The sequence below is a fragment of the Anabaena sp. 4-3 genome, from assembly GCF_001597745.1.
Lineage (GTDB): Bacteria > Cyanobacteriota > Cyanobacteriia > Cyanobacteriales > Nostocaceae > Trichormus.
Genome location: NZ_LUHJ01000066.1, coordinates 64,053 through 84,329 on the forward strand (window position 1 = coordinate 64,053; position 20,277 = coordinate 84,329).

Annotated in this window: 17 protein-coding genes and 1 tRNA gene; 14 read left to right on the forward strand and 4 right to left on the reverse strand. The window is 42.7% G+C overall.

Going from position 1 to position 20,277, the window contains the following annotated elements:
• Positions 1 to 22: 22 nt before the first annotated feature.
• A complete protein-coding gene (locus A3775_RS17980; RefSeq protein ID WP_066426104.1) occupies positions 23 to 742 on the forward strand; it encodes a DevA family ABC transporter ATP-binding protein in 720 nt (239 codons plus the stop codon).
• A gap of 134 nt (positions 743 to 876) precedes the next feature.
• On the opposite strand, the gene A3775_RS17985 is transcribed toward A3775_RS17980, so the two are convergent.
• Positions 877 to 3,888 carry a UPF0182 family protein gene (locus A3775_RS17985; RefSeq protein ID WP_082803780.1) on the reverse strand — a complete coding sequence of 1,004 codons (3,012 nt, stop codon included), beginning with the start codon at positions 3,886 to 3,888 and terminating at the stop codon, positions 877 to 879.
• 264 nt (positions 3,889 to 4,152) lie between these two features.
• On the opposite strand from A3775_RS17985, the gene A3775_RS17990 reads away from it, so the two are divergent.
• Complete coding sequence (locus A3775_RS17990; RefSeq protein ID WP_066380513.1) at positions 4,153 to 4,593, forward strand: cyclic nucleotide-binding domain-containing protein; 441 nt, start codon at positions 4,153 to 4,155, stop codon at positions 4,591 to 4,593.
• 12 nt (positions 4,594 to 4,605) lie between these two features.
• Here A3775_RS17990 and A3775_RS17995 read toward each other — a convergent pair whose 3' ends face one another.
• Positions 4,606 to 5,994 carry a cobyrinate a,c-diamide synthase gene (locus A3775_RS17995; RefSeq protein ID WP_066380511.1) on the reverse strand — a complete coding sequence of 463 codons (1,389 nt, stop codon included), beginning with the start codon at positions 5,992 to 5,994 and terminating at the stop codon, positions 4,606 to 4,608.
• A gap of 117 nt (positions 5,995 to 6,111) precedes the next feature.
• Between A3775_RS17995 and A3775_RS18000 the strand changes: the two genes are divergently transcribed.
• Entirely contained in the window at positions 6,112 to 7,425 is a 1,314-nt protein-coding gene (locus tag A3775_RS18000; protein WP_066426106.1) for a glutamate-5-semialdehyde dehydrogenase, read from the forward strand.
• A 64-nt stretch (positions 7,426 to 7,489) separates the two neighbouring features.
• Here the strand turns inward: A3775_RS18000 and A3775_RS18005 are convergent, their stop codons facing one another.
• On the reverse strand, positions 7,490 to 8,905 hold the full coding sequence (locus tag A3775_RS18005) for an isochorismate synthase MenF (RefSeq protein ID WP_066380506.1): 1,416 nt from the start codon (positions 8,903 to 8,905) through the stop codon (positions 7,490 to 7,492).
• A gap of 312 nt (positions 8,906 to 9,217) precedes the next feature.
• Between A3775_RS18005 and menA the strand changes: the two genes are divergently transcribed.
• The 3 genes from menA to A3775_RS18020 all read left to right on the forward strand — a co-directional run bounded on the left by menA (position 9,218) and on the right by A3775_RS18020 (position 12,588).
• Entirely contained in the window at positions 9,218 to 10,123 is a 906-nt protein-coding gene (gene menA, locus A3775_RS18010) for a 2-carboxy-1,4-naphthoquinone phytyltransferase (protein WP_066426108.1), read from the forward strand.
• 64 nt (positions 10,124 to 10,187) lie between these two features.
• Positions 10,188 to 11,228 (forward strand): o-succinylbenzoate synthase, encoded by a 1,041-nt coding sequence (locus A3775_RS18015; RefSeq protein WP_066426110.1) that lies wholly within the window; start codon positions 10,188 to 10,190, stop codon positions 11,226 to 11,228.
• Positions 11,182 to 12,588: a 2-succinylbenzoate--CoA ligase gene (locus A3775_RS18020; RefSeq protein WP_066426111.1), complete on the forward strand. Its 1,407-nt coding sequence runs from the start codon at positions 11,182 to 11,184 to the stop codon at positions 12,586 to 12,588. Before A3775_RS18015 ends, A3775_RS18020 begins: the two co-directional genes overlap by 47 nt.
• 486 nt (positions 12,589 to 13,074) lie before the next feature.
• On the opposite strand, the gene A3775_RS18025 is transcribed toward A3775_RS18020, so the two are convergent.
• A tRNA-Ser gene (locus A3775_RS18025) sits at positions 13,075 to 13,161 on the reverse strand.
• Between the two features lie 102 nt (positions 13,162 to 13,263).
• Between A3775_RS18025 and A3775_RS18030 the strand changes: the two genes are divergently transcribed.
• The 8 genes from A3775_RS18030 to A3775_RS18065 all read left to right on the forward strand — a co-directional run bounded on the left by A3775_RS18030 (position 13,264) and on the right by A3775_RS18065 (position 20,259).
• Positions 13,264 to 13,632: a 2Fe-2S iron-sulfur cluster-binding protein gene (locus A3775_RS18030; protein ID WP_066380497.1), complete on the forward strand. Its 369-nt coding sequence runs from the start codon at positions 13,264 to 13,266 to the stop codon at positions 13,630 to 13,632.
• 165 nt (positions 13,633 to 13,797) lie between these two features.
• Positions 13,798 to 14,349, forward strand: coding sequence for a thermonuclease family protein (locus A3775_RS18035; protein WP_066426160.1), 552 nt, complete (start codon positions 13,798 to 13,800; stop codon positions 14,347 to 14,349).
• A 76-nt stretch (positions 14,350 to 14,425) separates the two neighbouring features.
• Positions 14,426 to 15,238 (forward strand): inositol monophosphatase family protein, encoded by an 813-nt coding sequence (locus A3775_RS18040; RefSeq protein ID WP_066380495.1) that lies wholly within the window; start codon positions 14,426 to 14,428, stop codon positions 15,236 to 15,238.
• Positions 15,239 to 15,363: 125 nt separating this feature from the next.
• Positions 15,364 to 16,317 carry a J domain-containing protein gene (locus tag A3775_RS18045; protein WP_066380493.1) on the forward strand — a complete coding sequence of 318 codons (954 nt, stop codon included), beginning with the start codon at positions 15,364 to 15,366 and terminating at the stop codon, positions 16,315 to 16,317.
• A complete protein-coding gene (locus tag A3775_RS18050) occupies positions 16,317 to 17,528 on the forward strand; it encodes an ATP phosphoribosyltransferase regulatory subunit (RefSeq protein ID WP_066380486.1) in 1,212 nt (403 codons plus the stop codon). The genes A3775_RS18045 and A3775_RS18050 overlap by 1 nt, the downstream gene beginning before the upstream one ends.
• Before the next feature lie 204 nt (positions 17,529 to 17,732).
• Positions 17,733 to 17,957 carry a 4Fe-4S dicluster domain-containing protein gene (locus A3775_RS18055; RefSeq protein WP_066426112.1) on the forward strand — a complete coding sequence of 75 codons (225 nt, stop codon included), beginning with the start codon at positions 17,733 to 17,735 and terminating at the stop codon, positions 17,955 to 17,957.
• Positions 17,958 to 18,618: 661 nt separating this feature from the next.
• Positions 18,619 to 19,362 carry an ABC transporter ATP-binding protein gene (locus A3775_RS18060; protein ID WP_066380483.1) on the forward strand — a complete coding sequence of 248 codons (744 nt, stop codon included), beginning with the start codon at positions 18,619 to 18,621 and terminating at the stop codon, positions 19,360 to 19,362.
• A gap of 165 nt (positions 19,363 to 19,527) precedes the next feature.
• A complete protein-coding gene (locus A3775_RS18065; protein WP_066426118.1) occupies positions 19,528 to 20,259 on the forward strand; it encodes a carbonic anhydrase in 732 nt (243 codons plus the stop codon).
• Positions 20,260 to 20,277: the final 18 nt, after the last annotated feature.

Genomic DNA, 20,277 nt, shown 5'->3' on the forward strand with positions numbered 1-20,277 from the left:
AATTCAAAATTCAAAATTCACAATGTACAACTTTTATAATTCTGAGCCTGTGATTGCTATTGAAAATTTAGACCATTATTTTGGTACTGGTCAACTGAAAAAGCAGGTTTTATTTAATATTAACCTGGAAATTAACGCCGGGGAAATTGTGATTATGACAGGGCCTTCGGGTTCTGGGAAAACAACCCTGTTGACTTTAGTCGGGGGTTTGCGTTCTGTGCAGTCTGGTAGTTTGCGCGTATTAGGTAAAGAACTCTGTGGTGCTAGTAGTGAACAGCTAACTCAAGCACGACGTAATCACGGTTATATTTTTCAGGCGCATAATTTACATGGCAGTTTAACAGCATTGCAAAATGTGCGGATGGGTTTAGAAGTGCAACCAAACATTTCACCGCAGGAAATGTTGACTCGTGCAGCAGAAATGTTGACAGCAGTGGGGTTAGGAAATCGTTTAGATTACTATCCAGATAACTTATCAGGTGGACAAAAACAACGGGTAGCGATCGCCCGTGCTTTGGTTAGTCAGCCTAAAATAGTTTTAGCCGATGAACCCACCGCCGCACTAGATAAACAATCGGGGCGTGATGTGGTGAAATTAATGCAGAAGCTAGCTAAGGAACAAGGTTGTACAATTTTGCTTGTTACTCATGATAACCGGATTTTAGATATTGCTGACCGGATTATTTACATGGAAGATGGTCATTTAATTAAGAATGGTGTCGGTGTTGCGGTTGTTGATTAATTAGCTTTTGTTTGATTTAATTTTTAAACGCAGAGGAGAGGCGGCGCGTTGGGCGGCTGTGCCGACTTGTAGCGACTGCCGTCGCGCGGAGGTAAACGCTCCAGGAGCGCGGAGGTGCAAGGTAGCAGAATGTTTTAATCGGGTGGTGTGGTTTCTTCAAAAGGTCGAATAATTGCGGGTGCTGGTGTTACTTCTGGTTGGAAGATGGCTTGTAAGGCTTGTTCTAGGGTTTGTGTCATCACAATCCGGTTTTCGTAGGCTACTACTACTCGGACTAAGGTTGGTAGACTGTTTTGGGTGGCTTCTAGGTAAATTGGTTCAACATACAGCAGAGATTGTTCTATGGGAATAATTAATAAATTCCCTTGAATTGCTCTGGAACCTTGACGATTCCACAATGATATTTGTTGTGAAATTACTGGGTCTTGGTTGATTCTGGCTTCGATTTGTTCTGGCCCGTATACTAGGCGTTCTTTGGGGAAGACATACAGTAATAATTTACCGTAGTTTTCACCATCGGAACGGGCGGCTAACCAGGCGACTAAATTAGTCCGTTGTTTGGGTGTGTAGGGTAAAAGTAGGATAAATTCTTCAAAGGGGACAGTCGGTAGGCTGGTAATTAAATAATAAGGCTTGAGCAAACGAGATTCACTGCCATAAATTTCTTTGGGGATTTGCCACAGGTCTTCCCGGTTGTAAAATACCAGGGGATCTGTCATGTGGTAAATCATCAACCGTTCTGATTGAATTGAGAAGTAGTCTACCGGATAGCGGATATGGCGGCGCAGAGTCACCGGCATTTGACTCAGGGGTTGGAAAACGTCAGGAAATATGGCTGACCAAGTGGCAATGATCGGATCTCTAGGGTCAGCGATGTAAAATTTTACTGTGCCGTTGTAAGCATCAATCACGATTTTGACTGAGTTACGGATGTAATTAATGCCTTCTTTACCTGGGTCGGAGTAGGGATAGCGATCGCTAGTCGTGTAAGCGTCTACAATCCAGTATAAATAGTTATCTTTACCGGGAAATTCTGGACTGGCTTCAGCACTGACTAAATAGGGGTCACTGTCAAATTTTAAAAAAGGTGCGATCGCCTGAATTCTTTGCTTGACATTGCGGCGGAATAATACTTTAGTATCTGGTAAAAAGTCCCTTGTAAATAACATTTGCCAATCTTTTAAATATGTGGCAAATAACAACCGTCGCCACGGCGCACCAATCCGCACACCACCCAAACCATCGTAGGTGTTATAAGCGTTATCGCTACCACTGGGATAATCTAATTCTCTGACTCTTGTGCCAGTCATTACATAAGTATTAGTAATTTCACCGTAATAAATCCGGGGTTGCCCAATGGGTATGCTATCTCGAATGGCTTCATTAGCAGTGTTCAGAGGATTGTCATCACTACCAGCAATATCTTTAACGAAATATTCTGGTAATCCTCCCGGCCCGACTGTATTCACGGGACTCATAGTAAACCCGTAGCCGTGAGTATAAATTAAATGTTGGTTGACCCATGTCTGAGCCTGTTGGGGTACTGCACTGTAGTCTAGTTCCCTGGCGGCAATTAGTACCTGTCGCCTTTCTGTGGCTTCGTTGATCTCTTGGTCTGGGATGGGTAAGGAACGGGGGGCGGCTGGTCGGCGTGCTTTGACTTCCGTTTCTATGGTGTAGCGGTCAATATCGGCATCGGGGAAGCGATAATATGGTCTGAATTGTTGTAGTTGGCGGTTGGTTTCTAAGAGGGGTCGCTGATCCCAAAGACGAATATTACGAATTGTCAGGTCATTTTCTCTAATATCAGCTTCCGTGAGTGTACCTTGGGGATTAAAAGCTTCGGCGTTGATGGCTTCTAAATCAAATGCTTGTCTAGTTAGGGCAATTGTGCGCTGAATGTATAGTTGTTCCCGTTGTAATTCGTTGGGCTGGACAATTAAAGATTGCACTACGGCAGGTACGACATGACCAGCTACCACCACCAAAGATAAATATAAACCTAATCCGTAAATGACAAAGCGGCGATATCTAGATCCAGGTCGCCAAAAGATGGTTCGCCAAATTAAATAAGTGGCGATCGCCAATGCCAAAACACACAAGGCATTGTAAGCTGGTAACTGAGCATGAACATCTGTATAGCTAGCTCCATAACTCACCCCACGGGCAGAATAAACCAGTTCGTAGCGACTCAGCCAATAACTGAAGGATATCAACAGCATTAATAAGCCACCCATCGCGTATAAATGACGCTGCTGTTGCGATGTCAAACCGGGGAAAATTCCCTGACTGAGACTGTCGGCGGATAACAGATAGGTGAGGGCGACGGCGGCAAAGCCATACAAAAACATCCCCATCAGCCACAGTTCGAGTAATTCCCAGAAGGGGAGAGAAAATACATAAAAGCTGATATCGAGTCCAAATAAAGGCTCAGTGCTGTTGAAGGGTGTGGGGTGGAAGTATTGCAGCACTTTAGCCCAGTTCTGGAACATAATCGTACCGAATACTAGGCTGAGGATGATCGCGATCGCTGGCAATACAAATTGAGCATAAAATAAAATGGCGATCGCTGCCCCGATAACCAAGCCCAGATAAGACAATTGATAAATAATTTGTTCTCCCACCTGCCAAATTGTCTCTAGACGGAATGGGGCGAGAATAGGGAGATTATTCTTATTCAGGGCTGGATACCAATAAGAAAGGGCAATATGACCGTAGTGAGCCAGCAATAACCCTACTAACAAACTTAATACTAAAACTAAAGGTAGTAACAACCGCAGTCTTAGCGGTTTTAAGCGTTGCTCCTCTAGCTTGCGGGGTGGACGACGTGGAGTAGACTGAGGACTCAACAGTTTTTTAAGTTCGCTACTAAGTCCGCCTTCCTCCTGTTTAACTTCCTCAATTTTTAAGGAATGGGGATACTTGAGGCGGTGCGCCCAAGCCAAATTTCCCAGTAAATAAGTAGCAGTGATAGCGGTGGCGACTACCCATAAACCACCACGAGTCACCAGCCTGACTAAAAATACTGGTAAATAGCCGACTTCCTGAAACCAGAAAATTTCTGCACCTAAACGGGAACTCAAATCCCCAAACAGGAACAGCCCCAGGAATGCTATTGAGAGTCGTAAGAACCATTTCCAAATCATGCTTTGGCGGCGAACCTAGTAGTCTCTTATATATTATGAATTCATTTGGCAATCATTGGACGTAATCACATCAATCTGTAAATGATACAGGCTAGCAATTGCCAGTTATACTTTTATACCAATAGCGTGATTCTTGCATCTACCTAATGGTTAACAGCTTCTCACCCTCAAGGATTTGCCAAAACCATTTATCATTACCTCGCCCCATAGTTAACACAAGCGGGAATTTGCTGATTTTTAATCTTAAATTTAAAGTTATAAATTATGCTCAGTAGTGTTGATCGATTATTATTTGTGCGGCGAGTCCCAATATTTCGGGAATTGCGGGACGATTTTATTGTGCGGTTGGCTTCAGTAATGCACGAGTTACATTTTTCAGCCAATCACACGATTTTTAGACAAGGGGAAGAAGGGCGATCGCTGTATATAGTTGTTTCAGGTAGGGTAAAAGTGCATATTGGCGATAAACAACTGGCAGTAGTAGACCAGGGTAAATACTTCGGTGAAATGGCAGTATTTGATACACAACCCCGGTCTGCTTCTGTCACAACTTTAGAACCCTGTGAATTTTTAGAACTAACTCAACAACAATTGTATGATGCGATTGAAGAAACTCCCGATATAGCAGTTAACATCATTCGTGAGTTATCGCGTCTGATTCGCCAATTGAACGAAAATATCAACGTCACAGCTTCAAGTCGGTAATATTCAAGATTTTTACCAACCTCTACATTGTTCAAGAAAACGCTGGGGAATTTCTACACTGTTCCCCCAGTGCAGATGAATATAAGAAGCATGAACATTTATTGGTAAACACCAACCCTCAAACCCCAAATTTTCCTCAACGTCGTAGCGATAAGTTGTAAACAAAGGCTGCTGAGAATTTGATATTACATGAGAACGATGGAACTCATGTCCATAAATATTTGTTCCGGCATTGACTAATAGATTATCTTGCAAAGCTACAGCCCGACGATAGCCTAAAGTCAGCTTTTTATCCATCGCCGCAGATGTGGGTAATATTCCCACCATCGGCCAAGATTTGCCCTCAAAATCAACGATTTGCTCACACAAATACATTAACCCACCACACTCAGCAATGGTGGGCATTCCGGCAATAATTGCTTGTTTGACACTATCACGGGCTTGGGTGTTAGCTGCTAATTCTTGAGCAAATACTTCTGGAAAACCACCACCGAAATACATTCCTTGCACACCTTGGGGTAGTTCTGCATCTGCTAAAGGACTCCAAAAGACTAACTCTGCCCCTAAATTTTGCAGTATATCGAGATTATCTTGATAGTAAAAATTAAAGGCGCGATCGCGTGCTACGGCAATCTTGAGGGATGAGGGAGATGAGGGAGATGAGGGAGAAATTTCTACTTTGTCTTCTGTTTTTAACAGAGGTAATAAATTATGCCAATCGAAGCAATTATCACCTAAATCGGCGAGGCGAGTCATCACAGCATCCAATTCTGGGAGTTCGGCGGTGGGGATTAAACCTAAATGGCGGTCGGGAATTGTGATGTTATCTTGACGACGTAGTACACCGAGAATGGGTAAATCTAGAGGTTTGAGAGAGTCTTTGAGTAGGGAAAGATGGCGATCGCTTCCTACGCGATTTAACACTAAACCACCAATTTTAATTCTAGGGTCAAAAGCACAATAACCGTGAGCGATCGCCGCCACTGAACCAGACAAGCGGCTACAATCAATCACCAACACCACAGGTAAATCTAACAGTCGCGCAATGTGCGCTGTACTCGCAAAATCAGTGCTGAGTGCTGAATGTGTATTTTCCCTCCCCTGCTTCCCAGTCTCCTTGACTCCATCAAACAACCCCATCACCCCCTCTACCAAAGCATATTCGCTGTTTCGGTGATGACGAGCAAAACACTGCTGAACATAAGCTTCTGAAGTTAATACTGGGTCTAAATTGCGACACGGGCGACCTGTAACATAGGTGTGAAACATCGGGTCAATATAATCTGGCCCCACCTTGAAAGACTGCACCACAGCACCACGCCGACATAAAGATGCTAATAATGTCAGCGTAACTGTTGTCTTACCTACCCCACTACGTTCCCCAGCAATCACTAAAGCCATTTGTAGTTTTTAATTAACAGTGCTAATTACGAATTTATCAATGTTAGCTATCCCATAAGGTTGATAGGATGGGGAAAAGCTAAAGTTTTGTGCTACAGGTAACAATTCTGTTTAATCATGACTACTCTAGAAGTTGCTTCTTCCCTGACTCATATCGCCCAACAAACCCGCCAAGCTGCAAGTAAATTGGCACTGCTGTCTACTGAAGTGAAAAATCAAGCGATCGCCGCCATCGCTGAAGCTTTAGAATCAGCACAGGATGAAATTCTACAAGCTAATATTGCTGATTGTGAAGCGGCTACGGCGGCAGGAATTGCCAAACCTCTGTACAAACGCTTGCAGTTAGATGAACATAAATTAAGAGATGCGATCGCTGGGGTGCGAGATGTCGGTAAGCTAGCCGATCCTGTAGGACAAGTCCAAATTCACCGCGAACTTGATACAGGCTTGGTTCTCAAACGCATTACTTGCCCTTTAGGCGTACTAGGCATTATATTTGAAGCCCGTCCCGAAGCAGCGATTCAAATCGTCTCCTTGGCGATTAAATCAGGGAATGGCGTAATTCTCAAATGTGGTAAAGAAGCAGTCCGTTCTTGTGAAGCCATAGTCAAAGCAATTAAACAGGGTTTATCTCAAACTGCTGTCAGTCCTGACGTTGTACAGTTACTAACAACTAGAGAAGAAACCATAGAACTTTTAAAGTTAGATAAATATGTAGATTTAATTATTCCCAGAGGTTCTAATTCTTTTGTGCGGTTTGTTCAAGAAAATACCCGCATTCCGGTATTAGGTCATGCTGATGGAATTTGTCATCTTTATTTAGATCAAGCTGCTGATATTACCAAAGCTATCAATATTACTGTTGATGCTAAAGTACAATATTGTGCTGCTTGTAATGCTATTGAAACTTTGCTAGTTCACCAAGCAATTGCGGCGGAATTTTTGCCAAAACTAGCGGCAGCTTTACAAGCAGTTGATGTACAATTAAGAGGCGATGAACCTACTTTAAAAATATTACCTAATATCGCTGCTGCCACTGCTATAGATTGGGAAACCGAATACAGTGATTTGATTTTGGCCGTGAAAATTGTAGACTCTTTGGAAGAGGCGATCGCTCACATCAATGAATATGGTTCACGTCATACTGATGGCATTGTCACAGAAGATTTAACAGCAGTAGAAACATTTTTTGGCTTAGTCAATTCCGCCGGAGTTTTTCATAATTGTTCTACCCGTTTTGCTGATGGTTTCCGCTACGGTTTCGGTGCAGAAGTCGGAATTAGTACCCAACAAATGCCGCCCCGTGGCCCTGTTGGTTTAGAAGGTTTGGTAACATATAAATATCAGTTGACTGGTAATGGTGATATTGTTGCTACCTATACCGGGGCTAATGCTAAAGCCTTTACTCATCGGGATTTGGAAGAATTTTAAACGCAAAGGGGCGCGGAGGTAAACGCAAAGGAACGCGGAGAAGGAACTTTGCGTACCTCTGCGTTTAAACTAAGGCTTTGAGTAATGCTTGAAGTTTGAGTTGAATTTCGGCAAATTCTTTTTCAGGATCAGAACCGGCGACGATACCAGCACCAGCATATAGTCTAGCGCGATCGCCATCGATTAAGGCTGAACGTATACCGACGATAAACTCACAATTTCCTTGCGAGTCTACCCAGCCTAAAGGCGCAGCATACAACCCTCTCTCAAAGTTTTCGTAACGTCGAATTTCTTCACAGGCTACGTCTCTTGCTGCACCGGCTACGGCTGGTGTAGGATGCAGTTGGGCGACAATCTGTAATGGATGGACGTTAGCTGGAACTATGGCTTGAATTGGTGTCCATAGGTGCTGAATGTTAGATAATTGTCTCAGTCGCGGTGCTAAAACTTGGGGTAATATTCCTAGTTGGGTGAGGCGTTGGGTAATGAAGTCCATGACTAATAAATGTTCATGTCTTTCTTTTTCGCTGTTGAGTAAACGGTTGGCGTTTGCTGCGTCTTCCGCAGGTGTTTTACCTCTGGGTGCAGAACCAGCTAAAGCATCAGTAATTAACTGTTGATTGTGTATACTAATTAGTCTCTCTGGACTCGCACCAATAAAGTTTTGTCCTCTGCCGTTACTGGTAGAAAAAATATAGCAGTTTGGATGAATTCTGCGGAGATTATTTAAGGAGTTGAATAAGTTAAAGTTCTGATGGGAATTGACATCTAGGACATCTGCCAAGACAATTTTCCTTAGATGGCTAGAATTTATTTTTTCTAAGGCTGATATGACTGATTGTTTAAATTGCCCTGGATTAACAACAGATTTTTTCGTGAAGATAGCGGGGAAATAATCAAGATTGGGCGAGTCAGGTTTTACAGAATTAATTTCATCTATTTTGTTGCTGAGATTTTCGATTACTTTTTGAATATTGACATTGGCATGAATTACTGTATTCATTACCAATATACATTTTTCATCTTTTAGAGATATTTGCCAACGTGGTAGAAAAACTGTTGCTGAGGGGAAGGGATAATCAGCTTGGTTATGTTGATCAAAAAAGCTGAAGTAACAAAAAAAGTGCGCCCCAGTAAATGCTTCGTTAGTAATACCAAAGTTTATGATATTTTTTAGGTTAGATTTGATAAAATATTCAGCCTGAGCAAAGCGTTCTTTACCATTAAACTGGATTTTTGTTACTGCGTCGATGGCTGCGATCGCCTCACCTTTGCCACGATTCTCAAAGTAAAAATTTATTGCATTTGCTTGCGCTAATTTATCTAATACTATCAACGGATCAATTAAGTCAATTTCCAGGGAAACGCTGACAATTTGCCTACAATCGTTTTTCAGGCAGTTTTCCTGAACAGCTAACAAAAATTGGTATAGCTCTTTGTGTGCTATGAAGAAGTGACTACGACATGGTGAAACTGTCATGGATCTATAAATAGTAAATTTTTTTTAAGAAATCTTCCAAAAGTGTAATTAAACATGGTCGTATTTCTACAGGTAACATATTCAGTCACCATTTCACCAGAGTATGGTTAGCCTTATTGGTCTTGTTCCCAAACCCTGACAAGTCAAGTTAAAGCTGCGGTTAGAAATAAAAAGCGTAAAAGTTGTCATGAGGAGGTTAAATCGTTACGGTTAAAACAAAAGTGTTTCCTACCTGAGTATTATAAGGGTGTTATCAAAACATTAAAAACGCAATTTAAAATAAGTTTCTCACACTTTAATTAATCACGAGTGATGACTACAAAGCAAGTTTATCCTTTTGAGAGTAAATTATGGATGGCGGCAATTAAACCGCCGATGTACAGCGTTGCGATTATGCCGATTTGGGTGGGTACATCTGTAGCATTTGCAGAAAATAAATTTGTGAATGTAGGGATATTTTCTACTTTTATAGCTGCCGCAATTTTAATTTTGGCTTGGGAAAATATTAGTAATGATGTATTTGATTCCGAAACAGGTATAGATGTCAATAAACACCATTCACTGGTGAATTTAACAGGTAAAAAAAATTTAATATTTTGGTTAGGAAATTTGTGTTTAATGGCGGGGTTGTCGGGAATATTAGCGATCGCCATCTGGCAACAAGACCCCACCATTATCGGAATCATTCTGTTATGCTGCGCTTTGGGCTATATGTACCAAGGGCCTCCCTTCCGTTTAGGATACCAAGGTTTAGGTGAAATTCTTTGCTTTTTTGCCTTTGGGCCTTTAGGCATCACCGCCGCATACTACAGTCAAACCAAAACTTGGTCAAACACCAGTCTAGCAGCCTCGGTGATTGTCGGCATTGTCACCAGTTTAATATTATTTTGCTCTCACTTTCATCAAGTTAAAGATGACATCGCCGCCGGCAAGCGATCGCCTATCGTCCGCTTAGGCACAGCCACAGGCGCAAAAGTTCTAACTTGGTTGACAGCTAGCATTTATCCCTTAACCTTGCTATTTGTACTCTTGGGCATTTTCCCTCTGTGGACGCTGTTAAGTTGCTTAAGTCTGCCCTACGCCTTCAAATTATGTCGCCACGTCCAGCAAAATCACAATCAACCAGAAAAAGTCAGTAATTGTAAATTCATCGCCGTAGCCGTGCATTTTTGGAGTTGCTTGTTACTAGGCGTAGGATTTGCGATCGCAGCCCTTTAAGGGAGATGAGGGAGATGAGGGAGAATAACTTTTACCCAATCCCCAATCCCCAATCCCCAATCCCATGCTTTACCAATTTGAATTTCGTCCCATAGCTAGAAAATTTGCGCGATCGCTTGTCACCAGTCACGGTGTCTGGGAAACCCGCGAAGCCATTATTTTGCGGCTGTGTGACGCTACAGGTAAAGTTGGCTGGGGAGAAATCGCCCCCATTAGTTGGTTCGGTTCTGAAACTCTCCCACAGGCTTTAGATTTTTGTCACCAACTCCCCCAACAAATCACCGCCGAAACCATTTATTCCATCCCCGATAATTTACCCGCTTGTCAATTTGCCTTTGAGTCAGCATTGGAGGGACTAATCAATTCAAAATTCAAAATTCAAAATTCAAAACTAAAGAGTTTGTGGGAAAAAATCTCCCCTGCACCCCTGCCAATGTCCCATACCCAATACAGCGCGTTACTTCCAGCCGGGGAAGCAGCATTGAGTCAATGGCAAACTCTCAGACAACAGGGTTACAACACGTTTAAATGGAAAATTGGCGTTGATGATATCGCCCAAGAACTCAAAGTTTTTGATTTATTGACGCAAGCTTTACCAGCTTCCGCCAAATTGCGCTTAGATGCTAACGGTGGACTTAACTATGAAGAAGCTCAGTTATGGCTACAAACCTGTGATAATTTGTCAAAAAATCAACAATTAACTTGCCAAATTGAGTTTATTGAACAGCCGCTATCTGTGGCAGAGTTTCCCAAGATGTTGGAGTTGAGTCAGAGTTATGCAACTGCGATCGCCTTAGATGAATCTGTCGCCACCCTCAAGCAATTAGCTGCGTGTTATGAACAAGGTTGGCGAGGAATTTTTGTGATTAAACCTGCTATAGCTGGCTATCCTTCACGACTGCGGCGATTTTGTCAAGAGAATGAAATAGACGCTGTATTTTCATCAGTCTTTGAAACTGCGATCGCCAGACAAGCCGCACTCCAACTAGCAGAAGAATTATCTCACCACAATCGCGCCGTTGGTTTTGGCATCAATCACTTTTTTACCCAAGAACAAGATGAAACCTGGCTGCAAAGTTTATTTACATCACCTGAATCACCATGATTGGTTAATTGGTTATAACAGCCAAGAATTTCAGCAAATAACTACAAGTTTATATGCACAACTCACCCAATTAGCACAGCAAAATCAACCCCCAAAAATTATCCTAGCCGAACGAGAACCAGTCAAATTTTTAGCAGGATTTATCGCCGCTTGTGCAGCTAATTGCAACGTTTTTCTGTGTAACCCCGACTGGGGAGAACAGGAATTAAATCAGGTATTTAATTTAGTTAAACCTGATATTATTTGGGGATTGGGTACTGGGGACTGGGTACTGGGAACTGGGTACTGGGAACTGGGTAAAAGTTATTCTCCCTCATCCCCCTCATCCCCCTCATTTCCCCTGATTATGATTCCTACTGGTGGTTCATCGGGAGAAATTAAATTTACCATGCACACTTGGGAAACACTCACCGCATCAGTGGCAGGATTTACAGAATACTTTCAGTTAAAACAAGTAAATTCATTTTGTGTTTTACCCTTATATCATGTCAGTGGTTTAATGCAATTTATCCGTTCTTTTACTACTGGTGGTAAATTAGTAATCCTACCATTTAAATCAATAGAATTAGGTCAAAAATACCAAATTAAACCGCAAGAATTTTTTATATCTTTAGTACCAACACAATTACAACGTCTCTTACAAAATCCCGAATTAACTGCATGGCTAGCACAATTTAAAACTGTACTTTTAGGCGGTGCGCCAGCTTGGGAGGAATTACTAGAAAAAGCCAGATTTCACGGTATCAGGTTAGCACCAACCTATGGAATGACTGAAACTGCTTCCCAAATTGCCACACTCAAACCAGAGGATTTCTTAAATCATAAAACAGGCAGTGGTCAAATTCTGCCCCACGCTCAAGTTAAAATTTGTAATTCCCAAGGGCAAGTTTTACAAGCAAATCAAATAGGTAACATCACCATTCAAGCTAAATCTTTAGCCCTCGGTTACTATCCTCACATCTGGAATCATCAACATGATTTTGCAGTAGATGATTTAGGTTTTATCGATGAGCAAGGTTATTTAAACATTGTCGGACGCAACAGTGATAAAATCATCTCAGGCGGAGAAAATATTTATCCAGCAGAAGTAGAAGCAGCTATCCGTAACACTGGTATGGTTACTGATGTGTGTGTGATTGGGATAAAACATCAAGATTGGGGACAAGCATTAACAGCCGTTTATATTCCCAGAAACTCAGATATTACTGCTGGAGAAATTAAAAACGCACTCTACAATCAAATCAGTAAGTTTAAAATTCCTAAATATTGGATTCCTCAGACTAATTTACCTCGCAACGCCCAAGGTAAAATTAATCGCCAAAAACTACAGCAAATAGCTACAGAATTTCTTTCAAAATAACTGAACCGTATTGCTTTTTATGAGATTTTAGCAGAATTTATCGACTATTTATTTATCGAAAATTTGGGTTGAAAACCCCGTCGTTCTACGACGGCTTTCTGGTATACTAGCAGTAGGTTGTAGACCGTGAGAACGATGAGGAAACAGGTAAAACGTCCTACTCCGTGATCTCAAAATGCCTAACAGTCAATGGTGTAAAAATAAGTCCAAACTGTAAGGTCGAAAAGCAATTAAATAGGGTAGGGCATACCCAAATTTACGCTTGGGGAGTAGTCCTTAAGTGGGGTATATCGAGAGATATGTTTCGGACTAGACATGAAACTGTAAGACCAAAATCAACATCGTTGGTGGAGGCAGGATTCAGCCCAAGAATCTCCGCACTTTTAGGGCGGAGAGTGTCAAATGTACAAATTATTTCAGGGTTGCAAATTTAGTAAACTAAATCTGAAACCCTTGAATTTGCGATATTACAGACTGAGAATTGAACGGAGAGGGAGGGATTCGAACCCTCGTTGAAGTTGCCCCCAAACAGCATTTCCAGTGCTGCGCCTTCAACCACTCGGCCACCTCTCCAGGTGTCACGATTTATCATGATAATATAAAATTCTAAAAAATGCAAAGATAAAAGAAGATATTTTTGAAATTTTCTTCTGAACGTCCCAAAACCATAGCAAGATGTCCGACACATACACGATTAAAGTACGCGATCGCGCCACTGGCAAAGAGTATACCCTACAAGTACCCGATGACCGCTACATCCTCCACACCGCCGAACAGCAAGGAGTAGAATTGCCATTTTCCTGTCGGAATGGAGCTTGTACTACTTGCGCTGTGCGGGTGGTATCCGGGGAAATCTACCAACCGGAAGCCGTAGGATTATCCCTAGAATTGCGCCGCCAAGGTTATGCTTTGTTGTGCGTCAGTTATGCTCGTTCTGACTTGGAAGTAGAAACCCAAGACGAAGATGAAGTTTATGAACTGCAATTCGGACGCTACTTCGCTAAAGGACGAGTGAAAGCGGGTTTACCGTTAGATGAAGATTAAATGAGGGTGAGGAAGATGAGGTGGATGAGGGAGATGAGGGAGATGAGGGAGATGAGGGAGGAGGGGAGGCAGCCGCGTGGGCGGGTTTCCCGACTTGAGCGAACTGCCGTGAGCAGGGGAGCGGATGAGAAAAACTTTTACCTGATTCCCAATCCCCAATCCCCAATCCCCAATCCCCAATCCCTCCGCATCTGGCTGTCAAAAATCGCGCTGATAGCTTGTTTATTGCTGCTGGTGAGTTGTCAAGCTAAAAATTCATCAGTCGCTAATCAGGTAGAGGTGAGGGTGGCGCGGGTGGTGAGTGGGCAGAGTTTGGAAGTGGTGGGGATGGCTCAACAAGCCAATATGATTTCTCAGGTACGCTTAATTGGTTTAGATGCGCCAGACTTGCGCCAGTATCCTTGGGGGGAAGAATCTAAGGAATTGTTAACAAAGTTAGTGGGTGATTTCACACAACCGGTGAGGTTGGAGTTGGATATGGCAGCGCAAGACAAAATGGGGCGGACTTTAGCCTACCTGTGGAAAGATAACCAGTTGTTAAATGAACAAGTGATCAAACAAGGGTATGCTTTGTTTGTAGAGCGATCGCCTAATCACAAATACGACCAACGTCTAGAACGCGCTCAACAATGGGCGAGAATCATGGGTATAGGCATCTGGAACCCAGACAAACCCATGCGTCAAACCCCGGCTGAGTTTCGTCGTTTTAATCGTTAGGGATTGTTGACGGTTGACGGTTGACTAATAACTAATGACTAATAACTAATGACTAATAACTAATGACTAATGACTAATGACTAACCTCGAAATTTTTCTTGATATTGCTACAGAAGCTGCGCTGGCTGCGGGTGCGGTTTTACAAGGGTACTTGGGTAAGTTAGAAGATGCTGTTACTGAAAAAGGTCGTCCTGGTGATTTAGTTACCGTCGCTGATAAAGCCTCAGAGTCGGTGATTTTAGAGGTTTTGCGTCGTCATTTTCCTGACCATTCCATTTTGGCGGAGGAATCAGGTAAAATTGGTGATCAAAATCATCAATATCTTTGGGCAATAGACCCGCTCGATGGTACAACTAACTACGCTCACCAATACCCGGCTTTTTGTGTTTCCATTGGCTTGTTAATTAATGGTGAGCCGCAGGTGGGAGTGATTTATGATCCATCTCACAATGAACTTTTCCGCGCGGCGGCTGGTTTGGGTGCAACACGTAACCGTCGTCAGATTCGGGTATCTGAAACCTCTGAATTGAGTAAAAGCTTGTTGGTAACGGGATTTGCCTATGACCGACGCGAAACTTCAGATAATAATTATGCGGAATTTTGTCACCTCACCCATCTTACCCAAGGTGTTCGCCGTAGTGGTTCGGCAGCTTTAGATTTAGCTTATGTCGCCTGTGGGCGGGTTGATGGTTATTGGGAACGGGGAATTTCTCCTTGGGATATTGTGGCTGGTGTGATTTTGTTACAAGAAGCAGGGGGTAAAGTTACCGCCTATGATGGTACGCCCTTGAACATCCCATCTGGGAGAATTCTGGCGACTAATGGCTATCTTCATGATCACCTCAGTCGAGCATTGATGCAAGTCCCACGCCTCTCAGCTTGGCAATAATTACATACTAAAAGATAAATCAGCATTCACCAAAGGGAACAATAAGGATATGAAAATCCTGACGCTTATCTGTATAAGCGAAGTACACTAGAAAAACCTTACGGCTGCTTTGGTGCAACTGCTCTATGTCTTTAAAAATAGAACTTGGTTTATTTAAATATGATTTCATCGACTATCACGCCATATTATGTGCGCCAGTTGATGCCGATGTTAAAGAGATTCGTAAAAGATATCTGAAAATTGCTCGTCATCTACATCCTGATAGTAGTGCGATTCATAATCAGGCAGAAAAAAAACTAGCTATTGAATTATTATCAAAGTTAGTTAACCCCGCTTACGAAAAATTATCAGTAGAACGCACTCGTGCAGAGTACATTATAGTTCTCTCGCAAATGGGTAAGCGTTTAGTGCAAGAATCGCCTTCGCTGGAACTGAGTACCGATTTAGCGAAGCAACTAGCAGCAGCACCCAATATTGATCATGCTTATAAAACGGCGATCGCTAAAATTGCTGAAACTCAATACCATTCTTTACAGCAAGTCATCCCGATTATCGCCCAAATCAGTGAATTAAATTTAGTTTATTTGATGCGCTGTGCTGGCAAGGCTTTATCCTCATCTACACCAGTGGCTAAACCTCCAGTTAACTCCACTACACCCAAACCCAACACCACCGCCGCACCTCCACCACCACCCGCACCACCTAAAGAAGATGCCGCGATTGAACAGTATCTACGTCGCGCTCAAACTTTGATTGACAAAAACCAATTTGCATCCGCTAAGGTAGAACTACAAGATGCACTGAAAATAGAACCGAAGAATAGCCGTTGTCACAGTTTGCTGGGATTTGTATATTTGAAGCAAAATCAGTTGAAAATGGCAAAGATACACCTTGATAATTCGTTAAAATTAGACCCCAATGATCAAACAGCGTTGACATGGAAACCTAAAATAGATAAGGCTCTAGGAATACAACCTAGTAGTTCTCATGTTAAATCACCTCCTAACTCTGGAAATAAACAACCAGATAAATCAGGAGGTGGTTTGTTTGGTGGTTTGTTTGGTGGGAAGAAAAAATAATGGTGTATCAACCAGCCGCAGGAGCGAGGGATTTATTACCTCTAGATGTGGCTCAAAAACGCTGGATTGAAGATAGATTACAGCAGGTGTTTCACCGTTGGGGATATCACCGGATTATTACCTCAACGTTGGAACGTATGGATACTCTGATGGCAGGGGAAGCAATTCAGCGTCAGATGGTGATTCAACTCCAAAATACTGGAGATGAAGATTTAGGACTGCGCCCAGAGTTGACAGCTTCTATTGCTCGTGCTGTGGTGACGCGAATGGCGGGGACTACTTATCCCCAACGACTGTATTACAATGCCAATGTGTTCCGGCGCATCTGGGAAAACCGACACAATCGCCAACAGGAGTTTTATCAAGCTGGGGTAGAGTTGTTAGGTGTAGGCGGATTGCTTGCCAATGCAGAGGTGTTACTGTTGGTGAGTAATTGCATGGCGGCTTTAGATTTACAGGATTGGCATTTAATTTTAGGCGAAGCGGGAATTACTCGCTCGCTATTCAATGTTTTTCCTGAAAATTTACGCCCTAAAGTTCGCCATGCGATCGCTCATCTCGACCGGATTACTATCGACAATCTACCTTTAAGTGAGGAACTGCGCGATCGCGCCAGAATCATGCTCGATTTGCGTGGTAACAGTGCCGATGTCTTGCAAAAAGTCAGCAGTCTCGATTTAGATGCTCAACAAAAACAGGCAGTTAATCACCTGAAATCTCTGGTAGAATTATTAGAATCCGAAGGGAAATTCCGTCTCATTCTCGACCTGAGTCTGATTCAGACTATAGATTACTACACCGGCATAGTGTTTGAAATCGTCAGTAGCAGCGAATCACAGGCACGGGTATTAGGCAGAGGTGGACGTTATGACCAGCTTTTAGGACTGTATCACCCCCAAGGCGAAGATATCCCCGGTATTGGGTTTGTCCTCAACATAGAAGACCTGTATCAAGTGTTATTGTCTACACAGCAATTACCACAGGAAACTCCGGCGACTAACTGGTTAGTAGTCCCAGAAGCACCCACGGCTTATGCTGCGGCTTTTGCCTACGCCGATAAATTGCGTGATTCTACGCATTTGGTTAGAGTAGAAATGGAACTAAGTGGCAAAGATGCAGCCACCGTCAGAGAATACGCACGCGATCGCAGTATAGCGCAAATCGCTTGGTTAAAAGCCGACGGCACACCGACCATTGAGACATTGCGTTAGGCAGTAGGGAGTAGGGAGTAGGGGAGATGAGGGGGATGAGGAGGATGAGGGGATGAGGGAGCAAGGGAGCAGGGAGCAGGGAGAAACGGGGAAAGTTCTCTCCCCCTTACCCCCTGCACCCTGCCCCAATTCTTCTTTCCCAGTCCCTTCCAATCCCCTGCTAGGCTAGAAAAGGCTGATTAAAAAGAGAGGGAATCGAGAACAATGCCACACACTATAGTTACTGATGTTTGTGAAGGTGTCGCTGACTGCGTAGACGCTTGTCCAGTTGCTTGTATTCATGAAGGCCCTGGTAAAAATGTCAAGGGTACTGACTGGTACTGGATTGATTTTGCTACCTGTATTGATTGTGGCATCTGTATTCAAGTATGCCCGGTAGCTGATGCGATCGTTCAGGAAGAAAGACCTGATTTACAAAAAACTCCTTAATCTTCAATTATCGAAAATTTGGGTTGAAAACCCCGTCGTTCTACGACGGCTTTCTGGTATACTAGCAGTAGGTTGTAGACCGTGAGAACGATGTTCGCGTAGCGTCCCGCAGGGAGGAAACAGGTAAAACGTCCTACTCCGTGATCTCAAAATGCCTAACAGTCAATGGTGTAAAAATAAGTCCAAACTGTAAGGTCGAAAAGCAATTAAATAGGGTAGGGCATACCCAAATTTACGCTTGGGGAGTAGTCCTTAAGTGGGGTATATCGAGAGATATGTTTCGGACTAGACATGAAACTGTAAGACCAAAATCAACATCGTTGGTGGAGGCAGGATTCAGCCCAAGAATCTCCGCACTTTTAGGGCGGAGAGTGTCAAATAACCATTAATTCAACAGGCATAGGGAAAAATTTTCCAATTGCCTGTTTTTTTTGTATATAAATACTGTTAATTTTAATTGACTTGTCTGAGAATCTAAGTATGTTATACCAATTTGATGTGAAGTTGCACAGAATTATAGAATCCATTGATTTATCTGTTTTTATCAGCGTTTATCTGCGTCCATCTGCGTTCAATGCAGAAACAAGATATACTAATAGTTTATTATGGAAAATCTTCATATAGTTAAAATCACTATCTTAGTGTTCAGCGTTAAAATTATATGTCAGGTACAGCACATCATTTAGATCCTCTGCTAGAAGTGAACAACGTCCACGCCGGATACATTAAAGATGTGGATATTCTCCAAGGCGTGAATTTTCGGGTGGAAGTAGGGGAATTAGTGACAGTAATCGGCCCCAACGGTGCTGGTAAATCGACCTTAGCAAAAACTATTTTTGGCTTGTTGACACCCCATACAGGTACAATTACTTTCAAAGGTGAAAATATTGCCGGATTAAAGTCTAATCAAATTGTGCGGAGGGGGATGTGCTACGTCCCACAAATTGCTAATGTATTTCCATCGTTGAGTGTGGAAGAAAATCTGGAAATGGGGGCTTTCATCCGCAATGAAAACGTTAAACCCTTGAAAGATCAAATATTTACCATGTTTCCCAGATTAAGCGATCGCCGTCGTCAACGGGCTGGTACACTCTCAGGTGGAGAACGTCAGATGTTAGCGATGGGTAAAGCTTTGATGTTAGAACCGAGTTTATTACTATTAGATGAACCTTCGGCTGCTTTATCCCCGATTTTAGTAACGCAAGTATTTGAACAGATTAAACAAGTTAATCAAGCAGGTACAGCGATAGTCTTGGTAGAACAAAATGCTCGCAAAGCCTTGGAAATGGCTGACCGTGGTTATGTTTTAGAGTCAGGACGCGATGCTATATCTGGCCCTGGCATAGAATTGTTAAATGATCCAAAGGTGGGTGAATTGTATCTAGGAGGAGGAAAGCATCATTAGGAATTGTTGACGGTTGACTAATGACCAATGACCAATGACTAATGACCAATGACTAATGACTAATGACTAATGACCTAAAACCGTGTACTAAGGTACTCTTGTAGCCTGGGAGATTCTGATATATTTTAGCGGACTACAAAACTGTTTATTCACAGGTAGGTTTAGATGAGTCGCATCAATGGATTTATCGGTCGTCGTAACTTCTTGTGGTTAGCAGGTGGGGGAAGCTTGGCTGTAGTGGCTAGTGCTGTTGGTGGTAAGCTAATTACAGACAGACACCATACTGCGATCGCGGATGTTAATTCAGCTAACCCTCAGCCCGTCAATCCCGAACAGGCATTAAAACGCTTGCTAAATGGTAATCAAAGATTTATCAAACGCCAACCTCTTTATCCTAACCAATCACGGCAACGCCTACAAGCGATTACTAAAGCACAATATCCTTTTGCAACTATACTAGGCTGTGCAGATTCCAGAGTACCTGCTGAGATTATTTTTGATCAAGGACTTGGAGATATATTCGTTGTCCGAGTTGCTGGTAATGTTGCTAGTGACATGGCTATTGGCAGCTTAGAATATGCTACATCGGTACTAGGTTCACAATTAATTGTAGTTTTAGGTCATAGAAAATGCGGTGCTGTTAGCGCAGCTATGAAAAAAGAGCCGCTCCCTGGTAGAATTGGCTATGTTGTAGAAGGGATAAAACCAGCCTTAGCAAAATTAGAACCTACAGCTAAGAATATGAATGAACAGGCTATTATTGCCAATGTGCAGTACCAAGCCGAGAAATTACTCCGAAAATCAACAATATTAGCGCAATCAGTACGTCAGACTAAACTTAAAATAGTTGGTGCTGTTTACGATATTGATACAGGCAAAGTCTCTGTCTTGTCTTAAGCTTTGATAAACACTCCC

Coding starts and splice junctions, on each gene's coding strand:
- A3775_RS17980 (WP_066426104.1), top strand. CDS start 23: ATGTACAACTTTTATAATTCTGAGCCTGTGATTGCTATTGAAAATTTA.
- menA (WP_066426108.1), top strand. CDS start 9,218: ATGACTACAAAGCAAGTTTATCCTTTTGAGAGTAAATTATGGATGGCG.
- A3775_RS18015 (WP_066426110.1), top strand. CDS start 10,188: ATGCTTTACCAATTTGAATTTCGTCCCATAGCTAGAAAATTTGCGCGA.
- A3775_RS18020 (WP_066426111.1), top strand. CDS start 11,182: ATGAAACCTGGCTGCAAAGTTTATTTACATCACCTGAATCACCATGAT.
- A3775_RS18030 (WP_066380497.1), top strand. CDS start 13,264: ATGTCCGACACATACACGATTAAAGTACGCGATCGCGCCACTGGCAAA.
- A3775_RS18005 (WP_066380506.1), bottom strand. CDS start 8,905: ATGACAGTTTCACCATGTCGTAGTCACTTCTTCATAGCACACAAAGAG.
- A3775_RS18060 (WP_066380483.1), top strand. CDS start 18,619: ATGTCAGGTACAGCACATCATTTAGATCCTCTGCTAGAAGTGAACAAC.
- A3775_RS18000 (WP_066426106.1), top strand. CDS start 6,112: ATGACTACTCTAGAAGTTGCTTCTTCCCTGACTCATATCGCCCAACAA.
- A3775_RS17995 (WP_066380511.1), bottom strand. CDS start 5,994: ATGGCTTTAGTGATTGCTGGGGAACGTAGTGGGGTAGGTAAGACAACA.
- A3775_RS17985 (WP_082803780.1), bottom strand. CDS start 3,888: ATGATTTGGAAATGGTTCTTACGACTCTCAATAGCATTCCTGGGGCTG.
- A3775_RS18055 (WP_066426112.1), top strand. CDS start 17,733: ATGCCACACACTATAGTTACTGATGTTTGTGAAGGTGTCGCTGACTGC.
- A3775_RS18065 (WP_066426118.1), top strand. CDS start 19,528: ATGAGTCGCATCAATGGATTTATCGGTCGTCGTAACTTCTTGTGGTTA.
- A3775_RS18045 (WP_066380493.1), top strand. CDS start 15,364: ATGTCTTTAAAAATAGAACTTGGTTTATTTAAATATGATTTCATCGAC.
- A3775_RS17990 (WP_066380513.1), top strand. CDS start 4,153: ATGCTCAGTAGTGTTGATCGATTATTATTTGTGCGGCGAGTCCCAATA.
- A3775_RS18050 (WP_066380486.1), top strand. CDS start 16,317: ATGGTGTATCAACCAGCCGCAGGAGCGAGGGATTTATTACCTCTAGAT.
- A3775_RS18040 (WP_066380495.1), top strand. CDS start 14,426: ATGACTAACCTCGAAATTTTTCTTGATATTGCTACAGAAGCTGCGCTG.